Here is an 18,521-nt window from a genome sequence, read left to right on the forward strand (position 1 = left end):
AATTCAAGATTCGATGCCGAGCCCACTTTATGATTTACTTCGTGATCAAAAGCGGACTTTTTGAACAACCTCTATAAGCCTGTATAGGATCTTTTTTCTATCCACTGATTGGGTGCTTGAATGCATTGCCAGCCTTCTACAACATATTTGCTGCCGTCGTTGCCGAGCAGCGAGAGATTATCGTTCAAGATCATTCGCCCTTTATCCCATTGTCCTGCAGTAGGCGGCTGCGTGCCGAGATTCACACCAGGTATGATCTCTTCGTAGCCAGACCAGACCGCTGCCGTGCAGTCGATGCTGTAAATGCAGAAACTCTTGATGCGCAGCGGCTGTGTTCCTCCTGATAACAAGACGCGTATCATTGTGACATCAGAATGAACACGGAAATAGAAGTCTTTGTTGGAATCATTTCCGGTAATATAACCGCCTATTGCTCCACCCCCGGGTGCGGTTGTGTTGAAGTAGGGCTCTGCGTTGGAGGAGCCTTTGACTGTAGCTTCATTTTGAATAGTGCTTCCTAGAATGTTGCCGTTTGCATCGTAGCAGATGACAATGACGCGTCCCCCATATCCAGCGATCGTATCTTTTTGTACAATAAATCGCTTGGCTTTGGAGGTGTTGATGAATACGCCGATTGCTGGCTGAATAAGCTCTACATATTCATTGGCGAGCGTCATTGCTCCAGATTTCAGAACTGTGGACGTGCGAGAAGTGGCGACATTAACGCGTGGAATATTGACTAAGCTATTCCCATTGTAGTAGCAGGCTATTTTATTCAGGGGACCGGATAGGAAGATCATGTTTCCTTTTGTATTGATTAATTTGGATTTGCGTGAGGAGTACACGGATACAGGATAACGGCTTCGATCATCGATATTGCTTCCGTTCAGTTCTCCATAACCGACATTGAACACGTTATTCGAAGACGAGTTGAACACCCGTACAAAGGTTGTATTATTGTCCTCGTTGCGCATATCTTGGAATTTATTTTGCTCACCGTGATAGATCAGAAGCGGGACTGCTTCGGCATTGCCCGTAAGGTAGGATTGGCCAAGCTCGAAGCTAGGTTTGATAAAGACATTGTTGTTATTGTAAAAGTACGAATTATCAGGCGATATAATGCGAATTCCGTAACGGCTTGCATTCGTATTGACCTGACTCCAGCATCCAAACCTTCCATTCTCAAATAAATTTTCATTGACCCAGCCAGAACGAACTGCCGACAAATCCAGCGCAATCTTATTATTCATGATTTGTCCAAGTGTCAGCTTGTTGAAGGAGAATCCTTTACTATTTCCCTTAGCTTGCAGACCGATTGTGAAGCCATCGATTCCCACAATATCGATATTACATGAGATGAAGTTGGTCAGAATGATGCCGATGTTCCCTTCGTTGCTCCAGTCGGATACTTGAGCATTTCGGACATTCAATTTGTAATCCATCATGGTGGTAGATTCGATGGCATTGCCGATCAGCAGACAAGGTTGAGTGTTGTCTCCCTTATAAATAAGCGGGGCATCCATAATAAGTCTGACGCCGGATGGCACGGTGATTGCTTGGGAGACTACAGCACCTTTGCCGGGAGGAAAGTAGACGCTCATCTGATTGACCGCAGCGAACTGCAGCGCTTTATTGACTGGAGTGGTATCGTCTGCTGCTCCATCATACAAGGCTCCGAAGTTCTGCGGCGTAACAAAATTCGGATTAATCATAGGCGGACACATCCTCTTCTATCGGAATAGTAGCTTGTTTTTTATACAATATGAAACGCCCTACTAGAAAGTGATGACAGCAAATGTCACGATATATGAGCAAGGAGATTACAAATATGACAACTTATAGAATTGATTGGAAATGGAAGTTAATTATCGTTTCTTTCATTATTGCTGCACTATATTTTTGTATCGATTTCGTGTTTATGAACAGTCCGCATGCAGCAGGCCAGTCCAGGAGCAATTACTATACAGCAGAGAAACGCCAAGCTGTTCAGGACAATGTGAAAATGTATAAATGGGCGCGGGATGAAAGGGATGCAAGCATAAGAAGGGCGCAAAAATATATAGATTTGAGCTACGAAGAGCTATGGTCGATGATTACCACGCAGGCCTTGCCGAGAAGCTATGATGTGAATGAAGAGATGGGAAGTGTGATAGGTGGTCAGAAGGGGCCTCGTGATGACCGTTCAAGCTACGAAATTGATCCTGTAGCGAAGCCGTGGAAAGTAAAGGATAAATCGAATGGAATGATGTTCCCAACGAATGATTTCGCTTCATACTACCGGAGCGGCTTAGATGATAAGGGAGGATTTGATCCGAAGCGCGCCGACCGCAAATATTTGGTGAATACGCTGTATCCGGACAAAGGCACGGCATTTGGCGTCGATGACGGCAGTGGATATGTTGATGGAAAAGGCAACAAGTATACGTTTATCGCGTTCTACAATCATTGGGTATGGAGTCAGTGGTTAACGGATGCATTGCGTTCGCTGCGTGAAGCCTACTTATATACGGGAAATGAGAAGTACGCTTATAGCGGCCTGATTCTATTAGATCGTGTAGCCGATGTGTATCCTGATATGGACGTCTCCGTGTATCGGTGGGAGGATGGGTTCAAAAATGCGCACGGCGGGACGGGACAGGGAAAAGTATTGGGATCAATTGCTGAAGTTACACTGACGGAGCAGCTGCTCCTCAGTTACGATGCCTTTTTACCCGTACTCCAGAAGAAGACTGCTCCATACTTGTCTTTTTTGCAAAAGAAAGCCGCTCGTTACAGCCTTCCCTCATCGAAGGGAACAGCCGACAGTATAAAGCAAAACTTTGAGAATCGTATCATTCGTCAAATTGTGCCTGCTGTCAAGAAAGCGCAGATCTCAGGCAACTTCGGATCTCATCAGAATGTGATTGCACTAGCGGCTATTACCTTGGATCAGCTTCCTGAATCTGCGGAGTGGATTCAATTTGCGCTGCAGTCAGGGCAGTTGGAGCGTGTAGCGGGCGGCGGATGGAGAATAAGCGGCGGGGGCGTCTATGACGTTCTGGCGAATCGTATCGATCGCGATGGCTATGGTGATGAAGCTTCACCTGAATACAATGTGACCTGGTTGGAACGAATGAACAGTTTGGCGGATATTTTGGACAGCTATGAGCGCGTCCCAAGCGCGGATTTATATAAGCATCCGAAGGTGAAGAAGATGTTCTATGCCTTTCTTGATCTTGTGATGCAAGGCAAGGACACACCCAATATCGGGGATTCCGGCTCGATTGGCAAAGATAATATTTGGGCGAAGCGGGACTTGGTATGGAGGGCATTTGTTAAATATCGCGATCCTTTATTTGCCCAGGCAGCATTTCTATTGAATGGAAACCGAACGGAAGGGATTACAAATGATTTATTTCAACCGAAGATGGAAGCACTGCTTGCTCAGTTCCGTAAAGTCGTACAATCTCAGGGCAGCTATAAGTTCAACAGTATCAATTTAACGGGATATGGATACACAGCTTTGAGGCATGGGGACATTGAGGCTTGGCTGTACTATGGGCGAAATGGCACATCCCACGCTCATCGGGATGCGCTAAATATCGGGTTATATGGGTTCGGTCTAGATATGGCCCCGGATCTAGGTTACGTGACCTTCGCTGATGATAACATTTTGCGTAGACGCTGGGAATCGAACACCATATCGCATAATACAGTTGTGTTCAATAAGGAAGGACAGCAGCCAAATTCATGGGTTGGCATTCCACGTCATTATGATGACGGCAAATACGCCAAATTAATCGATGTGGAGGCGCCCTATGCGTACGAGGGGGCTGACGTATATCGAAGGACGTTCGCTCTTATTCCCATTGATGATCGACTTGCCTATGCCGTTGATTTCTTCCGCGTCAAGGGGGCGGGTGAACAAGTGTCAAGCTTTCACGGCATGGAAGGAACGGTCGAGACAGGTGGGCTGAAATTAGTGGAGCAGAAGTCAGGCACGTATGCTGGCGAACAGATTCCTCTTGCAGATCCCGCCTATTCGGAGCAGAGCAAGAGTGGATATAACTATTTGTACAATGTCCGTAAGGACAAGGATCCGATCGGCCAGTTTTATGCAGAGTGGAAGTCGGCGAAGTCTGTGTCATATAACCGCGTGCAGGTGAAGCCGAATTTGCGGGTTACGATGCTTGGTTCGTATACAGATGCAGCAGTTGCCCAGGGAGATCCACCCCAAAATAAGCCGGGGAATCCTCGACGACTCGATTATTTATTAACACGGCGTCCTGGCGGGGAGAGCTTGTTCACTTCGATTCTGGAGCCATTCGCGAAGGAACGAACGATCAAAACAATTCGAAGGCTTAGCGTAACCCATGAAGGCGCGGCTGTTCCTGAATGGGAAGCGATGGCCATTGAGGTTGCCCTCCAAAATGGTCGGAAAGATACGATTATTTGCAGTCTGGAATCGAATCGGGAATACCAATTGGAGAACGGACTGTCATTCAAGGGCTTTTTTGGACTGACAAGTATGTCGTCTAAGGGGGCGAAGGTTCAGTATGCACACGATGGAACGTGGCTGCAGAACGATGGCGGCAAGCAGGAGTCCAAATCGGAAGCAGAGCGCTTAGTAGGGAAAGTTGCTGGCTTTACAACAGGGTGGAGCCTTGATAATCGTTTGGAACTCAAATTTGAAAATTTGGCATCGTTCGATGTGAAGAAACTAGTTGGTGCTACGGTGTATGTTGACAATCATTCGGTGACTTCATCGAACTCTGCAGCTGTACGGAATGCGGCTTACACGATTAAGAGTGTAATCAAGCAGGAAGGCAGTCATGTGGTCGTCAGTCTTGGCAATACGACCTTTATTCAACAACAGATCGGCGATAGATTCATCTACGATATTCAGGCAGGACAGTCATTTGTTATCCCTCTATCGCAAGTACGCCAATTCTAGCGGAATGACAAAGGAAGGGTACGAGAATGAATATTATCCATACTGCGATCAAACGCTGGCGCGTGCTCACCGGCCAAGGATCCTTTGTTAAGAACGTTATTATTATGCTTAGCGGGACGGCTGCCGCCCAAGGAATAGGGATTGTTCTATCCCCCCTCTTGGCACATTTGTATACGCCTGAGCAATACGGTGAGCTAGCTGTTTATATGTCTATACTGGCGATTTCTGTTTTGTTCGGAAGCTTGGGGTTTGAACGAGCGATACCGATGGAGGAGGACGAAGAGCATATCCCCTATATCGTAACTTTTTGTTTTTTGCTTCTCGTTCTTCTCACCGGTGTGTTCTTGGCAGTGATTATTTTGTTTGCGCCGATGATATCTGATTCGTTCAGAATTGGAATGATCGTGTACCTGCTTCCTATATCCTTCTTCGGTTACGGCCTCTATAATACGTTAAATTATTGGGCGCTTCGAACGAGAAGCTATGGACCGCTAGCCAGAACGAAATGGGTGCAGGGGATGGGGGGAATCCTTATCCAGTTGGCTGCTCCGTTCGTCGGATTGGGCAGAGTCGGGCTCGTATTGGGCGAAGTATTTGGACGCGTAGCAGGAACGGGAACACTGTACACGTTATTTCATAAGCAATTCCGGCCTGGCCAATGGGCCCGTCAAGCGAATTGGAGCATTATGAAGAAGATGGCCAGCCGATATCGCAAAATTGCGCTTTATGTGACTGGATCAGGAGTATTCACCTCGATGACACTCCAAATGCTGCCGCTCTTCATGGCGGGATATTATGGGTTGAAGGAAGCGGGCTCCATCGCTCTCGTTGATAAGGTGCTGGGAGGGCCGATACTGCTGCTAAGCATGTCTATCTCGCAAGTGTTCTACGCGGAATCGATGAAGCATGCACGCGAGAATCCGCAGATGCTCGAGCAACTATTCCGTGATACGTTTCGCAAGCTATGTCGAATTGGAGTAGTACCTATTCTTGTAATCGCGGTTGTAGGCCCACCGTTATTTGTATGGCTGTTTGGTACTGCTTGGGAGCCTGCTGCCAAATATGTGCCGGTCTACGCGCTATTGTACGGTGTAAATATTTTGTTTTCTCCGGTATCCGTCATTTTAGAATCCCTTCGCCTGCAGCATTGGAATTTTTGGTGGACGGTTACTCGTTTTCTGGTATTGGCGCTAGGTTTGCTAATCGTCGTATGGCTGCAATTGTCCCCGCTGGCGGCTGCCATCTTGCAAGCCGTGATATTGGGCGTATTCTATTTGATTATTTATCGAATGAGCGCTATCGGCATAAGGAAGCGTAAGGAAGAGTGGATGAATTCCGCTGCAACAGGTGGAACCGATACGACAGTGAATGAACGAGGTGATAGGAGTGAGGCATGACATGACAGTTGAGCAGCTTGAAAGAGAGTCCTTGACAGAGAAACGGACGGTTGATATTACGGACATCATGCTGCAATTAGGCATTTTTCGTGCAAGGTGGGAATGTGCTGCGAGTCATTCTGTTGTTCAGATTGTACAAGAGGAATATCATGATGAATAGTTGGCCTTCTGCGTATCCGTCGCAACTGTTCATTACCTTGCCAAAGCCGGTACCCGTTCTGATGACAATAGATCGCGTGCATCAGGAGCCTGTTCATCATGCGCGAAGCTGTAAAGTTATGCTTGTCGGGCTTAGCCCGAACTGCTTAACGATGATTACTCATTTGAGCTTGCCAATATCGAACCATTATTCATTAGCATTTACATATGAATTTGACAACGACCGTATGTCTATTCGCGGAAACGTTGTGTGCAAAGAACGGAAGCATGAACAAGAACAGGTTAAATATCAATACACCGTCAAATTTATATTAACCCCTCAGCAGAAAGCAATGCTTACCTCACGACTAAACATTCAACTTACGAAGGCATGTCCACATTATTCCAAAATGATGAATACGTATAATCAATGTTTTTTGTATAACCCCGATCCTGCTTGGGCGCAAGTCCAATGGTTCGGCTAACCGTAGAACTGGAATCATCCCGAATATATGATTGATGGATATATGTCGCACTTTCCCCACATTGAATGTCAATAAGAGGGTGAACGGCATAGAATAGTTATGAGTGGGCGGAAAGCCTCTTCAATCAGTCACGAATTATCTCTCGAAAAGGGAGTTGTCAGGATGAAGGTCAGTCAGACAAAATTACCCGAAGTACTTCTTCTCGAGCCGAATGTGTTCGAGGATGAACGCGGATTTTTTATGGAGAGCTATCACGCACATAAGTGGGAAGAGCTTGGTATAAATTATTCGTTCATGCAGGATAACCATTCCTTATCTGTGCGTGCTGGCACACTGCGAGGTCTTCATTATCAGTTGGATCCTTATGCGCAGACGAAGCTGGTACGGGTTGCAGTCGGGGCCGTCTATGATGTTGCGGTTGATATTCGCAAAGGCTCTTCGACGTTCGGACAATGGGTTGGTGCTATCTTAAGCGCATCAAATCGTCGGCAGCTTCTCGTCCCGCAAGGCTTTGCACATGGCTTCTGTACGCTCGTTCCGAATACAGAGGTTCTATATAAGGTGGATGCTCCCTATCATGCGGCATCCGACCGAGGGATTGCATGGAACGATCCAGCGCTTCATATTGACTGGCCTGTAAGCAAGCCCATCTTGTCCGAGAAGGATGCCAAGCATCCGATGTTAGAAGATGCCGAGCTTCCTGCTTGGAAGGCAGCTCCCAATTCTTGCAATAAGGATGGTGTTGCCGAGTGAACAAGGAAGAGATGAAGGTGCTGGTTACAGGAGCAGGTGGACAACTTGGAATGGAGATGCTGATTGTGCTGCATCGCCATGGCATATCGGCAGTTGGCTACGGGCATCACGATATGGATGTGGCGGATGCGGAGCGAGTGCGGACGGTGATGGAGAAGGAGCGTCCTACACATGTTATCCACGCTGGGGCGTATACGAAGGTAGACTTGGCTGAGTCGGATTCTGACACAGCGTATCGAATTAACAGCTACGGGACGCGCAACGTGGCCGTAGCGGCTAACCGTATTGGTGCAGCACTTGTATATATCAGCACGGATTATGTATTTGATGGGAAGAGTGACTGCCCATACAATGAGTTCCATTCCGTTCGTCCCATCAATATCTATGGGCGTTCGAAGTGGGAAGGCGAGAGATTTGTACGAAATCATCATCCTGCTGCATTTATTGTACGCACCTCTTGGGTTTTCGGCTTGTATGGGGACAACTTCGTCAAAGCGATTCTAAGGAAGGCACAGACGGAACAAGTGCTGCAAGTCGTTAATGACCAAGTAGGTTCGCCTACGTATACGCTTGATTTGGCGGAGAAGATAGTCGAATTGCTCTACACTACCAAATATGGAACCTATCATATTACGAACAGCGGAAGCTGCTCGTGGCATGAATTCGCTACAGCAATTATCAAGGAGGCAGGCTTGTCTACGATCGTACGCGCGGTGCCCACCTCTCATTTTCCAAGGCCTGCTCGCAGACCTGAATATTCAGTGTTGGAGCCACTAGCGTTGAGGCTTAATGACTTCTCGCTGCTTCGACATTGGAATGAGGCAATACGGCATTTCTTGCAGAAGGATGCTCCTCCCGAGAAATAGAGTGGTAATAGGGTGAAAGGGCAGATCGCACAAGTGAATAAGATGGATCTCGTTATTCGTTGTTTGCTTGCGCGATCTGGCCGGTCGGTTCAAATTTGCACGAACGATCAAGGTGAATAGAGGGGAACAAGGGGAGGGGAGATGTTTGATAGTACGAAGGAACTCATTGCGAAGATGGCACAAGGTCGTTCTTATCTTACTAGGAGCTATGATATTAATTGTATCTACCGTTCTTCTTATCATATGGAATACGTTGAAGGGAACGGCTGATGCGATGTATGAACCGCTCCCGGAAGGAACGAGAGGGCCATTACTGGAGCAGCCGACATCTGATTCGACGAAGCATGCTGTGCGAGATAGGAACGAGACAGTGCCAGCATCGACACAGGCAGCTATGGGTCTGCCGAATTTATCCGAGCAGAGCCCCTTCACGCTGCTCCTGATCGGGACGGATGAGCGGCCAGGCGATAAGGGGAGATCTGATTCGCTCGCCCTGGTTCTGGTTCACCCGCAGAGTGGTACCTTGTCCTTGCTCAGCATTCCTCGTGATACGAGGACGTCAATCGTAGGCCACCATACGGTTGATAAAATCAATCATGCCTATGCATTTGGCGGAGTTCCAATGACAGTTGCCACGGTGGAACAGCTCTTTAAGGTGCCTGTTCATTATTATGTGAAGACGAATATGAATGGGTTTGTGTCGATGATAGATGCCTTAAACGGCATAGAAGTAGAGAATCGCTTATCATTCACGGACGACGGTATAACTTTCCCGAAGGGCAAGGTGGCGTTGCAAGGGAGAGAAGCACTCGTATATGTTCGGATGCGCAAGCAGGATCCAGATGGCGACTTTGGCCGCATGCAGCGACAGCGCCAAGTGCTGCAGGCGATACTGAACAAGTCGGCCCAACTTGACTCAGCAGGACATTGGATGGATTTGCTCGTACAGGTAAAGGAGAATATCCGTACAAACCTGCAATTTGACGATTGGAAGCAGCTGATGCTTCATTATCGGCCACAGTTGACGAAAGTGGAGCAGCAGGTGCTGCAGGGGAAGGGGAAGATGATCAACGGGATCTACTACTTCCTCCCTGATGAAGAACAATTGCAGAAAATAGCCGAATCGATACGCAACCAATTGAAGGGGTAAGCATAAGAATACATAAAGAGAAGCAAGCGGTTATCCCGCTTGCTTCTCACTTTCTTTATTGCTAGATGCGTTGGCCGCCTCTTGTCGGTTCCCCTTGCTGCCTTTCTTGGATGAGCTAGCTTCGGATGAACGTTCCATGAGGCTTGTTCCATTCAGCAATCCGCCCTCCTGGATTAACAGCACTTCCGATAGACAATTGCCGCAGACTTGCCCCGTTGAGGAAATTACTAATTTGCCGCTTGCGTGAATGTCGCCAACTACGCTGCCTGCTACAATAATATGATTGGCGGTAAGGGTAGAATGCGCTTCTCCATGTTCCCCAATTGTAATCGTACCACTGCAAGTCACTTCTCCTGTGAACTTGCCATCAATGCGGATGTTTGCCTCGCAGCGGATTGCGCCTTCTAATTGAGTCCCAGGTGCGATATACGTGTCACTGTGCTTCGGTTGTTGTGTTGAGCGACGGAGCATGCTCGCATAACCTCCTTGAAATGGATCAGGATGACGAAGCTAGGATTGATAAATTGGATACGAGTCGGCCCGAGTGCTGAGAGACGTCAATGGTTCGCTTGAACGTCTGGTGCGAATAAGAGGAGTAGGGATAGATTTCTTGGAACTTGCAGTCTCATACAGAGCGTTGCGTACATAAGGAAACGGATCGATCGGTTCACCGCGCTGTACAATTTGAAAATGAAGATGAGGCCCTGTACTTCTTCCGGTATTCCCAAGCTTGGCAATATGGTCGCCTTTTGCCACTGTGTCATTTACGTCGATGAGGATCGACTGTAGATGCATATACCAGGTGTCTAGCTGATTGACATGGCGGATGACGATATAGTTGCCGCGAGCTGGCTGAAATCCGGCCTCAATGACCTTGCCGTCAGCTGCGGCATAGACGGGGTCGCCCAGCTCGCCGCCGATGTCGAGTCCCGCATGGAAGGCGGCTCGGCCATGCATTGGATCTTGGCGATAGCCGAAGCTGGATGTGATGCGGCGTGACTTCGTCGGCCAGATGGACGGCGTTCCTGCGATCGTCGATTGTCTGTTCTGTGCTTGCTTCAAGGTAGTCGGAACAGAACGCTGCATTGTATTCAACATGTCACTTACTTGCTTGAGATCGATGCGAGAGCGGTTTGCCAAATTCAGAATTTGATCCGTGCTTGCCTCGATGTCTTCGCCGCCAACCTGAATGCGTTCATTCCAACCAGAGGATTGTGAGGGGGCGGATAGCATAGCTGAATGTTTGGATGCATCCGAAGGAGCGATGTATCCTTCGACGAATTGCTGAAGCTGCTTCTCCAGGGAACTCATCTGCTCCAATCGATCCTTGACGGATTCTGCTTGGGAAGACAAGCGGATGACTTCATTTTTCAGAACACGAATAGCCTCGTCCTTGTCCTTCACGGTGACGTCCAAGGCCATAGTCTGGGAAGTCACTTGTCCCTGAAGCTCTTGAATATGTGCGGTAGATTTCCATTGCATAGCCAGAAAGAGTCCAGATATCGATATGACTGCCGCAATCGGGACGGAGACAACTAGCATTTTCGATACACTGACCTGCTTCACTGCTTGATCTGCATCACGAATGACAAGCAGTGTCATCGATCCATTCCACCAATGCCGTTTCATCCTATCACCTCAACTTTAGACGCGTCATCAAGCCTTCCCCCTTCCCGGGTTCGCTTGCTGCTCGCGCACGATTCGTATGCTCGTAAGAAAGTTGTCTATTGATCTCTATTCAACGATTCCTCAAAACATACCTTTTTTCGTGGACGCGTCACTTGTTCTCTGTCTTGGTTGGCACCGAAGTTTCAGAAGAAGTAGAGCCTTGTTGTGGATTTCGATAGCTTCCGGCTTGCAAATAGAGTGTTACAGATCGTTGTTCTCCGGCCGTACTTTCTTCTTGCTTGACGACATACCCTTCTCCGATGATGGTGGCTTTGCGATCAAGCAACTGACAGATGGTAAGTGCATCTCGCAGCGACAATCCGGCAAGCGAAGGGAGGGGAACGTCCTTCTCCTTGCTTGTTAGTAAATAGACTGGCTGCTGTTCATACAGCTCTTCCCCCTGCTGCGGATATTGTTCAAGCACTTGTGTACCTTTTCCAAGCACAACGGCATGCATGCGTCTATCTTTGATAGCCTGCACGGAGTCCTTTACCGGTTTTGATTTATAATTTCCTACGACAGCTGTATTCTTCACTTCCACTTTGCTGTTGATCTTTACCGGTGGTTCAGAACCTTCATCGTTAGTAGGGAGTAGACTTGGATCGGGCTTAATCCCCATATATTGAAGCGTACTGAGCATGATGGAGCGGAAGGCGGGCATAGCGACCTGACCACCCAAGGTGAAGTCACCCCCAAGATCAGGCTCATCCACTACAATCGCGACGACAGCCTTCGGGTTATCGGCCGGTGCGTAGCCAACAAATGAAATAAGCCAATTTCCTTTCTTATAGCCTCGCTTGGCTGGTTTCTGTGCAGTTCCGGTCTTGCCAGCTACCCGATAGCCATCAATGATAGCAGGCTTGCCAGTACCTTTTAGGATAACTTGCTCCAAGCGCTCTGTGACCTCTCTTGCAGTGGCAGGGGAGACGACCTGACGCTCAGTCTGAGCGTTAGGAGCGGAGTCATTCTTCAGAATACTCGGCTGCATCCATTTCCCGCCGTTCGCGATGCTGGCATAAGCGGCAGCAAGCTGGAGTGTGTTTACGCGAACACTACCTTGCCCGAAGGTCGCGGTTGCAATCTCGGAAGGACGCTCAAATCGAATAAGAGGCTCTGCCTCTCCACTTAATTCGATGCCTGTTGGATGTGTAAATCCGAAGCGGTCAATATAGTTGTACAGCTTCTCCTTGCCGAGCTTCTCCAAGCCTAGTTTGACGAAGGCGACATTACTTGACTTCTCCAATCCCTGCTGATAGCTGATCGTTCCCCAGCCATCTTTCTTCACATCGTGAATAATGTTGCCGGGAACCTTGATCGAGCCAGAGACAAATGTATCGTCCGGTCGGAATACGTTCTCCTCAATGGCAGCTGCAAGCGTAACGATCTTGAACGTTGATCCAGGCTCGTATCCGAAATGTATGGTATCGTTCGTCAAGGCGCCAATATTCGATATATCCCAGTATCGGTTCGGATTGAAATCCGGTTTCGAGGACATAGCCAGCACTTCCATCGAATGCGGATCCATAACAACGGCCATGGCTCTGGCAGGCTGCCATTGCTTCATGACACGAGTCATGGCCTCGTCTACGAACCGCTGAACTTCGATATCAATCGTAAGCGTTACGGACTTGCCGTCAATGGGCGATGTTGTCGAACGGCTTGCCAGTGCAATGGGGTTGCCGCGATTATCCCTCAGAAATGCTGCCTTGCCATTAACGCCTTGCAGCTGTTCATTGAATTTGCCTTCAATGCCGGATACAGCTTGTCCTTCTTTATTGATATATCCGAGTACGTGAGCGGCTAATTGATTATAGGGGTAATAACGCTTGGAGGACTTCATTAATCCAACCCCATAATCAGGGAAATGCAGCCACTCTCCATAATCCAATTCTTTGCCGAAGAGGGTGCGGAAATCATCGAGCTTCGAATAGTCCATGAGCCAGCCTTCTGTGCGCACTTCGACTTGGCGCTGCTTTGTTCGGCTAATGAGATCATTGAGCTCGGGAAGAGGTTTGCCCGTTATTTGATGAAGCCCATCGGCAACTCGACTTTGCTGCTTCAGATGCTCGATCTCCTGCGGGAAAACCACCAGATTATATGCTGAGGCTTCGAGAGCAAGCGGCTTCTGGTTTCGATCATATATTGTGCCTCTTTTGGCCAGAAGAACCTCGCTGCGCGCCCAGGTCTTTACATTGTGTTCCATGTAGAAATCATAACTGATGACTTGAATCCAGAACGTGCGTATGATTAAGACTAGAAAAACAAATACCATGATCATACCTAGTGCAAATACGCGCAATCGAATTCTGCGGTTCATGATCGACTGATCCTCCATGGAAAGTGTTGGGGTAGTAATATTTACTGTACATGGAGTGTGGTTATTGTACAAGAGGATACAATGGAAAAAACGCAGTACTGTTCGTGTGAACCATCAAATGATCTGGAATGGATAGGAATATGGTATAAATAGAAGACGTCACATTACGGAGGTTGCACGAATTCATGATATGGGTCATCGTAATATTGCTTGTGTACTTCTTCCAAATCGTGACGATTGTGCTCTCAGAATACAAGCATCCATCTAAAGCAGTTGCCTGGTTATTGATTCTTTTCTGCTTTCCTCTCATTGGCTTTGTCATGTATTACTTTCTGGCTCAGGAATATACGGCTCGTAGACGTGTGCGCAAGCATGAATTGTGGGGAGAATACGTTAATAAAAGCGAGCTGTCCAAGTTGAGTATTATTGATCAAGTTGAGGAATTGAACAACAGCGATATGCTTAAGCATGAACGTTTGTTTTCTTTAATTTCTACTTTGTCGCCCAGCCCGATAACCAGCTGCAATTCGACTGAGGTATTAACGAATGGACAGGCTGCGTTTGAATCGATGCTGGACGCTATCCGCGGGGCGAAGCGTCATATACATATGGAATTTTATATTATTCGAGATGATGGTATTGGCACGATGTTTCAAGAAGCACTGATTGCGAAGGCGAAGGAAGGCGTCAAGGTGCGCATCATTGCGGATGGGGTAGGAAGCATTGAGCTGCGGCGCAAATATGTGCGCAAGCTCCAGCAGGCAGGCGTGGAATTTCATTGGTTCCTTCCTGTGTGGGTATCTTTCTTTCGGCGCAGGCTCAACTACCGGAACCATCGCAAGATTGTCGTGATTGACGGGACGATTGGATTTGTTGGAGGTATTAATATCGGTGACGATTATTTAGGGTTGAACCACAAGTTGGGGTTTTGGAGAGATACACATTTGCGAGTAGTAGGGGATGGTGTCTACGCGCTTCAGGCCGTCTTTCTACACGACTGGTCCTTTGTGAAGGAGCCGCCGAATGATCGGCAGGATCTATTTCCTGAACATACCTGTCAAGGCTGTGAGCAGGTGAAGATGATTTCAAGCGGGCCAGACGCAAGCTGGGATGCCATTCAAGAGCTGTTCTTCGGAGCATTAAGCTCGGCGCAGGAACGGATGTGGATAATAACGCCATACTTCATTCCTGATTTAAGCATCCGGCTTGCATTGAAGACGGCAGCGGTAAGCGGAATTGATGTGCGGGTTATTATTCCGGGGAAGTCGGATTCACGCATCGTAGATTGGGGCTCTTTATCCTATGTGGAAGAGCTCATGCAGTCCGGGGTTCGCTTTTATCAATATCAGAAAGGCTTCGCCCATGCAAAAGCATTTATTATGGATAACGCGCTGGGTTCAGTCGGAACTGCGAATTTGGATATGCGTAGCTTTTTTAGTAATTTTGAGATCAATGCGGTGTTGTTCGACAAGCAGGCAATTGAACGATTGGAGCAGGATTTCTATAAGGATTTTGATGACAGTGTTGAAATTGATTATACGAAGTTCATTCATCGCTCCCGCTGGCAACGGGCAGCCGAGGCATTGGCTCGGCTGCTATCGCCGCTTCTGTAATGCAGCAATGTGGCTTGCTAGTGCTTCCAATACTGGCTCAATGTGCTGCTTCGGCTCAAGCTGAATGAGATCGCCTGTTAGCTGCAGGCGATCAGCAGCATTAAGCAGATGGAAATCCCGAGGCATCGGATTCCGTCTGACTTCATCCCAAGTAAGCGGCATGGAGACGGATGCATATCGCGTTGCTCGCGGTGTATAGGGAGCCGCGATGGTTCGTCCTTTGTCATGCTGCATGTAATCGATATAAATATTAGTGCCGCGATTTTTTTTGAATCGCTCAATCGTGAACAGCTTCGGGTGACGTTCGCATAAATAAGCCGCAACCACATGTCCCAGTTCTTTTAACTGAGTAAAGGAAGGGCCCTGCTCGATGGGGATTACAATCTGTACGCCAGTTGCACCGGAGGTCTTCGGCACGGAGCGGAGCCCCAGCTGCTCCAGCATATCACCGACGAGCGAGGCTGCCTCCATGATTCGAGGCTCCTCTTCTACAGATGGATCGAGATCAATAATCCACTCCGTCGGAAGCGGGTCATGAACCTTATGCAGGGAGGGGTGGTATTCGATGCATGCCAGATTCCCAAGCCAGAGCAGTGTCGTAATGTCATTGAGCACCACATAAGAAATGCCCTCCGATACAGCCGTTTTAACATAAGGCGGAGTGGGCTCAGGGGCATTTTTCTGATAGAAGAATTTTCCGCTCACGCCATCTGGATAACGTATTGTCGTTAAGTATCTTCCTTCACATGCAGGCAGCAGATAAGGACTAAGCCGTACAAGCTCCTGCATGAACCGTCCTTTTGTAATCCCCATTTCGGGGAACAGCATCTTGTCAGGATTGGTAATCTGCACATGATTCCCGCCGATGTTCAATGTCGCGGAAGAAGTCTGTGCCTGGCTTCTAGTCCCCTTCGAAGTTCCCAATATATGAAACCTCCTTCACGCACATTGATGATGGCCGCTCTATGGCCACTCTTCAACGCGCTATAGCCGAATTTATCAGGTACCGTGTTTGAAAATGTTTTGGAATTTCAGGTATTAAGCAATGGAAGCGTTAAGATGCGCGGATGGCGAAGCAAGCCAGCGTCTGTGTATTCTAGAGCACCGATGAGACAAGGGATCGGATGTCGATACCAGATTATCTGCTCCTTCGATAAAGAAGCGGGCAACCCTAGTGTTACTGGACGGTCAGCCGGGTGCTTGATTGCCCATGCCGTAAGCAGCTGTCTGCGGAGCTCGTCCAATCCGATAGAGGCCTTGCCCATATATTGCCCTGTAGAATCCGCCAAGACAATGCTGGAAGGACGATTGTCCTTACGCACATAGCCAATTACGAAAGATTCAAGCTGCATATCCTTCTTCTTCTTCATCCAATCTCGATGCTGTTTCCCTTCTACATAGGGCGAATCCAATCGCTTGCTGACGATTCCTTCCCACCCACGCTCGTTGACCCACTGCCATAAGGCATCGCCATCATCGAAGCAATCCGTGACGAAGCAACGTTCTGTTGATGGTGCAGACAGGCTAGTAAGCCGTTCATATCGCTCAGAGTAGGGGCGTGCTCGGATATCCTTCCCATTGCATGCGAGCAGGTCAAAGAGAACATAGATGGCTTGCAACGCTTCGCCTGCTCCTTGCGCTCTTGTCCGCTCCCGCTGAAGCACAAGCGGGAATGACGGGCGCAGCGTCTTAGGATCCATTACAACGACTTCTCCATCCAAGAGTACAGGGTGTTGAAGCGTTCTCGACCATTGATTGAGTATCCCGGTTACTTCTGGGTAGATACTGGTCTTGTTAAGCAATTTCTTCGAGTACAGTTGTACGCTCCCAGGAGAGCATAAAGCTAATATGCGTACCCCATCCCACTTTAGCTGATGCGTCCAGCCTGCTCCTGTCGGGATATGAGAGGACAGCAGCGGGGACATGGGAGGCGCAGGCAATCGATACGCAGAAGAAAGAGATTCCTTCGTCTGTTCTGTACCTTGATTAGAAGGTATAGAAAGTAAGTCTGATTGTGAGGGAACGTTAGAATTGGCAATCGACGTTCCAGTCAGATTACGCGGCCCATCCTCTCTCATTAGGAGCTCAAGCCTTCCTTCGATTTCTTAGTACTTCTGCGTCGACGTGCAGGAGGTGCTGGTTCTGCAGCTTCTCCGCTAGCTGCTTGCTTAGCTGGAACACGTGTGGAAGTGCTGCGAGTCTTGCGCCTGCTTCGAGGAGCTTCTTCGGACAGGGCTGAATCGTTCACAGCTGCATTTGCATCGGTCTGAACGGTACTTGTTTCCTGTGCTGCCGTTTCTGATTTTCGTTTTGTTGTTCTTCGTTTCCGGGTCGATGCACCTTCTGTTGTAGCTGTTGCATTGCTTGCTGTTACCGGCTGGCTTACGCCTGTATCCGTGCTAATCGGTGCAGGTGATTTCATTGCCTCGATGCTGGCTTGCAATGCAGCCATCAAATCAACGACATTGGCGGTAGGCTGAGCAGCAGGAGCGGTCCGAACCTCTTGTCCTGCAATTTTCCGTTCGATACGTTCCAATAGGCGTGCTCGGTACTCGTCCGTATATTTTTCAGGCTCGAAGGTAGTTGATAACTGGCTAATAAGCAGCTTGGCCATCTCGAGTTCTTTAGGGTTCACCTGTACCTGTTCCGGAACATTCGGTACTTGAGTCGAAGCCCGGATCTCATCGGGGTAATGCATCGTCTCCATTACGAGGCAATTGTTCAACACACGGATTGCAGCAAGACTGCTCTTTGCACGAAGGGTAACCTTAGCAATTCCAATCTTGCCAGTCTCATTGAGGGCTTCCCTCAGGAGTTGATACGCATTCGCCCCTGCCTGGTCTGGGGAGAGGTAATACGTTTTCTGGTAATAAATTGGGTCAATTTCCTGCAAATCGACAAAATCAATGATGGATATAGCGCGGTTGGCCTCTTCTTGCAGCTGCTCAAGTTCCTCTTTGTCGAATAAGACGAATCGGCCCTTCTCATACTCATATCCCTTGATGATTTCGTCCCAGGCTACCTCTTTGTCGCATACCGGACATGATCGAACGTAGGATAACGGGCTTCCGCACTCTTTATGAATCATGCGCATGGATATATCCTTATCCTCCGTTGCAGTATGCATTTTGACAGGGACGTGTACAAGGCCGAAGCTTATGGCGCCTTTCCATACCGTGTGCATGCTGTGCCTCCTTTGCT

15 protein-coding genes are annotated in these 18,521 nt (G+C 48.3%); 8 read left to right on the top strand and 7 right to left on the bottom strand.

The window, feature by feature from the left end:
• Nucleotides 1-71 precede the first annotated feature (71 nt).
• Nucleotides 72-1,712: a hypothetical protein gene (locus BP95_RS29740; protein WP_021254352.1), complete on the bottom strand. Its 1,641-nt coding sequence runs from the start codon at nucleotides 1,710-1,712 to the stop codon at nucleotides 72-74.
• Between the two features lie 116 nt (nucleotides 1,713-1,828).
• Here BP95_RS29740 and BP95_RS0105975 point away from each other — a divergent pair, with 116 nt between their 5' ends.
• The 7 genes from BP95_RS0105975 (at nucleotide 1,829) to BP95_RS29750 (ending at nucleotide 9,722) form a co-directional block, all read left to right on the top strand.
• Nucleotides 1,829-4,933 (top strand): heparinase II/III domain-containing protein, encoded by a 3,105-nt coding sequence (locus BP95_RS0105975; protein ID WP_021254351.1) that lies wholly within the window; start codon nucleotides 1,829-1,831, stop codon nucleotides 4,931-4,933.
• Nucleotides 4,934-4,959: 26 nt separating this feature from the next.
• Nucleotides 4,960-6,330 (top strand): lipopolysaccharide biosynthesis protein, encoded by a 1,371-nt coding sequence (locus tag BP95_RS0105980; protein ID WP_021254350.1) that lies wholly within the window; start codon nucleotides 4,960-4,962, stop codon nucleotides 6,328-6,330.
• Nucleotide 6,331: 1 nt separating this feature from the next.
• Nucleotides 6,332-6,490: a hypothetical protein gene (locus tag BP95_RS32935; protein ID WP_155987202.1), complete on the top strand. Its 159-nt coding sequence runs from the start codon at nucleotides 6,332-6,334 to the stop codon at nucleotides 6,488-6,490.
• Nucleotides 6,480-6,953, top strand: a complete 474-nt coding sequence (locus BP95_RS0105990) for a hypothetical protein (protein ID WP_028531642.1) — start codon at nucleotides 6,480-6,482, stop codon at nucleotides 6,951-6,953. The genes BP95_RS32935 and BP95_RS0105990 overlap by 11 nt, the downstream gene beginning before the upstream one ends.
• 162 nt (nucleotides 6,954-7,115) lie before the next feature.
• Nucleotides 7,116-7,706 carry a dTDP-4-dehydrorhamnose 3,5-epimerase gene (gene rfbC, locus BP95_RS29745; RefSeq protein WP_021254348.1) on the top strand — a complete coding sequence of 197 codons (591 nt, stop codon included), beginning with the start codon at nucleotides 7,116-7,118 and terminating at the stop codon, nucleotides 7,704-7,706.
• The gene (gene rfbD / locus BP95_RS0106000; protein ID WP_028531643.1) at nucleotides 7,703-8,572 is read left to right on the top strand and encodes a dTDP-4-dehydrorhamnose reductase; all 870 of its coding nucleotides are present in this window, start codon (nucleotides 7,703-7,705) and stop codon (nucleotides 8,570-8,572) included. The genes rfbC and rfbD overlap by 4 nt, the downstream gene beginning before the upstream one ends.
• A gap of 145 nt (nucleotides 8,573-8,717) precedes the next feature.
• The gene (locus BP95_RS29750) at nucleotides 8,718-9,722 is read left to right on the top strand and encodes an LCP family glycopolymer transferase (RefSeq protein ID WP_028531644.1); all 1,005 of its coding nucleotides are present in this window, start codon (nucleotides 8,718-8,720) and stop codon (nucleotides 9,720-9,722) included.
• 30 nt (nucleotides 9,723-9,752) lie between these two features.
• On the opposite strand, the gene BP95_RS0106010 is transcribed toward BP95_RS29750, so the two are convergent.
• From BP95_RS0106010 to BP95_RS29755, 3 genes are all read right to left on the bottom strand, one after another.
• Nucleotides 9,753-10,193: a bactofilin family protein gene (locus BP95_RS0106010; RefSeq protein WP_021254345.1), complete on the bottom strand. Its 441-nt coding sequence runs from the start codon at nucleotides 10,191-10,193 to the stop codon at nucleotides 9,753-9,755.
• A 39-nt stretch (nucleotides 10,194-10,232) separates the two neighbouring features.
• Nucleotides 10,233-11,351 (bottom strand): M23 family metallopeptidase, encoded by a 1,119-nt coding sequence (locus BP95_RS0106015; protein ID WP_028531645.1) that lies wholly within the window; start codon nucleotides 11,349-11,351, stop codon nucleotides 10,233-10,235.
• 148 nt (nucleotides 11,352-11,499) lie between these two features.
• Entirely contained in the window at nucleotides 11,500-13,707 is a 2,208-nt protein-coding gene (locus BP95_RS29755; protein WP_051614009.1) for a penicillin-binding transpeptidase domain-containing protein, read from the bottom strand.
• A 185-nt stretch (nucleotides 13,708-13,892) separates the two neighbouring features.
• Between BP95_RS29755 and cls the strand changes: the two genes are divergently transcribed.
• On the top strand, nucleotides 13,893-15,320 hold the full coding sequence (gene cls, locus BP95_RS0106025) for a cardiolipin synthase (RefSeq protein WP_021254342.1): 1,428 nt from the start codon (nucleotides 13,893-13,895) through the stop codon (nucleotides 15,318-15,320).
• On the opposite strand, the gene ligD is transcribed toward cls, so the two are convergent.
• The 3 genes from ligD to ku form a co-directional block, all read right to left on the bottom strand.
• Nucleotides 15,303-16,244, bottom strand: coding sequence for a non-homologous end-joining DNA ligase (gene ligD, locus BP95_RS0106030; protein ID WP_021254341.1), 942 nt, complete (start codon nucleotides 16,242-16,244; stop codon nucleotides 15,303-15,305). The two genes, cls and ligD, sit on opposite strands and share 18 nt — an antisense overlap.
• A 107-nt stretch (nucleotides 16,245-16,351) precedes the next feature.
• Nucleotides 16,352-17,398 (bottom strand): ATP-dependent DNA ligase, encoded by a 1,047-nt coding sequence (locus BP95_RS0106035; protein WP_021254340.1) that lies wholly within the window; start codon nucleotides 17,396-17,398, stop codon nucleotides 16,352-16,354.
• The gene (gene ku, locus BP95_RS0106040) at nucleotides 17,398-18,504 is read right to left on the bottom strand and encodes a non-homologous end joining protein Ku (RefSeq protein ID WP_028531647.1); all 1,107 of its coding nucleotides are present in this window, start codon (nucleotides 18,502-18,504) and stop codon (nucleotides 17,398-17,400) included. Before ku ends, BP95_RS0106035 begins: the two co-directional genes overlap by 1 nt.
• Between the last annotated feature and the right edge of the window lie 17 nt (nucleotides 18,505-18,521).

It is taken from the genome of Paenibacillus sp. UNC217MF, from assembly GCF_000686865.1.
Taxonomy (GTDB): Bacteria; Bacillota; Bacilli; order Paenibacillales; family Paenibacillaceae; genus Paenibacillus_B; species Paenibacillus_B suaedae.

Excerpts from the sequence above, each read along its gene's own strand:
- rfbC (WP_021254348.1), top strand. The coding sequence starts at position 7,116 with ATGAAGGTCAGTCAGACAAAATTACCCGAAGTACTTCTTCTCGAGCCG.
- cls (WP_021254342.1), top strand. The coding sequence starts at position 13,893 with ATGATATGGGTCATCGTAATATTGCTTGTGTACTTCTTCCAAATCGTG.
- BP95_RS0105975 (WP_021254351.1), top strand. The coding sequence starts at position 1,829 with ATGACAACTTATAGAATTGATTGGAAATGGAAGTTAATTATCGTTTCT.
- BP95_RS0106035 (WP_021254340.1), bottom strand. The coding sequence starts at position 17,398 with ATGAGAGAGGATGGGCCGCGTAATCTGACTGGAACGTCGATTGCCAAT.
- BP95_RS29740 (WP_021254352.1), bottom strand. The coding sequence starts at position 1,712 with ATGATTAATCCGAATTTTGTTACGCCGCAGAACTTCGGAGCCTTGTAT.
- BP95_RS0106015 (WP_028531645.1), bottom strand. The coding sequence starts at position 11,351 with ATGAAACGGCATTGGTGGAATGGATCGATGACACTGCTTGTCATTCGT.
- BP95_RS0105990 (WP_028531642.1), top strand. The coding sequence starts at position 6,480 with ATGATGAATAGTTGGCCTTCTGCGTATCCGTCGCAACTGTTCATTACC.
- BP95_RS0106010 (WP_021254345.1), bottom strand. The coding sequence starts at position 10,193 with ATGCTCCGTCGCTCAACACAACAACCGAAGCACAGTGACACGTATATC.
- BP95_RS32935 (WP_155987202.1), top strand. The coding sequence starts at position 6,332 with ATGACAGTTGAGCAGCTTGAAAGAGAGTCCTTGACAGAGAAACGGACG.
- BP95_RS0105980 (WP_021254350.1), top strand. The coding sequence starts at position 4,960 with ATGAATATTATCCATACTGCGATCAAACGCTGGCGCGTGCTCACCGGC.
- ku (WP_028531647.1), bottom strand. The coding sequence starts at position 18,504 with ATGCACACGGTATGGAAAGGCGCCATAAGCTTCGGCCTTGTACACGTC.
- BP95_RS29755 (WP_051614009.1), bottom strand. The coding sequence starts at position 13,707 with ATGAACCGCAGAATTCGATTGCGCGTATTTGCACTAGGTATGATCATG.